The organism is Myxococcus sp. AB036A (genome assembly GCF_006547355.1).
In the GTDB taxonomy this organism is placed as follows: domain Bacteria; phylum Myxococcota; class Myxococcia; order Myxococcales; family Myxococcaceae; genus Myxococcus; species Myxococcus virescens.
The window spans coordinates 1-1,583 of record NZ_VHLC01000215.1 but is presented as its reverse complement, the minus strand read 5'-3'; the positions used below and the strand labels follow the sequence as shown (position 1 = coordinate 1,583).

General features: G+C 71.1%; 1 protein-coding gene and 1 pseudogene. Both read left to right on the top strand.

Features of this window, described 5'->3' with window-relative positions:
- Positions 1-1,295: glycosyltransferase family 87 protein (locus FL344_RS38110; protein WP_228565668.1), on the top strand; the 1,295-nt coding region annotated here is incomplete at its 5' end.
- 83 nt (positions 1,296-1,378) lie between these two features.
- A pseudogene (locus FL344_RS38105) lies at positions 1,379-1,583 on the top strand (energy transducer TonB); the annotation flags it as partial.

The window sequence follows — 1,583 nt, the reverse complement described above, 5'->3', positions numbered from 1 at the left end:
CACCCCACCCCTCCCTACCGATGACCGCCGTCGCCCCGGGGCCCTCCGGCTCCGAATCCCCCCCACCGGCCGCGGGTGAGGGGACATCCATTGGAGTGAGCGCGCGCTGGGCGCGCTGGGCCTGGTGGCTCGTGCTGGCCGTCCTGGCCGTGGCCGCCATCGCCGTGGGTCAGCATCCCCGCAGGGGCGTGGACTTCCGCGTCTACCTCATGGCGGCGGAGCGCTTCTGGGAAGCCACGGACATCTACCGCCTGTCCGACGGCCACATGCCGTTCAAGTACGCGCCCATCACCGCGCCGCTCTTCCTTCCCTTCACCCTGCTCCCGGCGCGCGCCGCCGTGGCCCTGTGGAACCTGGGCTCCATCGCCGCGCTCGCCGCCGTGGCCCGCCTCACCATGCGCGCCACACCTTCGTCGGGAGAAGCCACGCCCTGGGAATGGGCGCCCGCGCTGACGACGCTGGCCCTGCTGCCCGCCTTCACCTTCGAGCTGTTCTACGGCCAGGTGGACGCCGTCATCCTGTTGCTCATCCTCCTGTGCACGCTCGGCGCCGAACGCGGACAGGTGTGGCGCCCTGGCGCCGCCTTCGCCGTCGCCTTCCTGCTCAAGCCGCCCGCCGCCCTCGTCGGCCTCTTCTTCCTGTGGCGCCGGCACTGGCGCGTCATCGGCGCCACCGCCGTGGTGGGAGGGGTGCTCACCCTGCCCACGCTCGCCCGCTACGGCTGGGACGGCACGCTGGTCCAGTTCCAACTGTGGAGCGACACCCTGGCGCGCACCACGCCGCCCTGGGCGCTCCAGTCCAACACCCAGGGCCTGCCCACCGTGCTGCTGGCGCTGGTGTACCCGCCCGACACCGTGGTGCCCCCCGGTGACATGTCGCTGGCGCAGGCCGTGGCGCTGGTCCTCTTCATCTCCGCCGTGGTGTGGGCAAGACCCGGGCCGGCGGACCTCATCGCCGTGTGTTGCCTGGGTGTCACCCTGCTGTCACCGCTGGCGTGGCGCGCGAACTACGTGCTGGCCTGGCCGTTGATCCGCGCCGCGGTGGAGAGCCGCCACCGGCCCAACCTGGTGCTGGTGGCGCTCATCGCCCTCACAGGTCTCCTGGTCTCTGACTCGGGACTGGGCGCGGAGTGGAGCCGCCACGTCCTCCTGTGGCGCCCCTTCGCGCTCGTCTACACCGCGTTGTTGATCGCCCTGCTGTCGCAGATGCGCCGCATGGGCGCACCGCGAGCGGTGGCGGACGCCGACGCCGTGTCACGCCTGCCACGTTGCTTTGGTGGCGGGCTCGCGCCGTGACGCTCCCGTCAAGTTGATGGAAGCAAAGTGTCACGGGCTCCGGACAGGCCCGACACATGGCGTCGCTATATGCGCGTCCAGTCATGTTCGAGACCTTCGACAGCGGCCCGGACGTCCAATCGGCGCGGCGGTTCGCGCTCTCCACTACGGCGTCCGTCGCCGTGTTCGCGCTGATGGGCATCGCCGCCGTCACCGCTGCTGGCAAGGTGACGGAAGTCATCAAAGAGAAGAAGGGCACGGACGTGGTGTTCCGTCCGCCGCCCCCTCCTCCGCCACCACCCGTGGTCG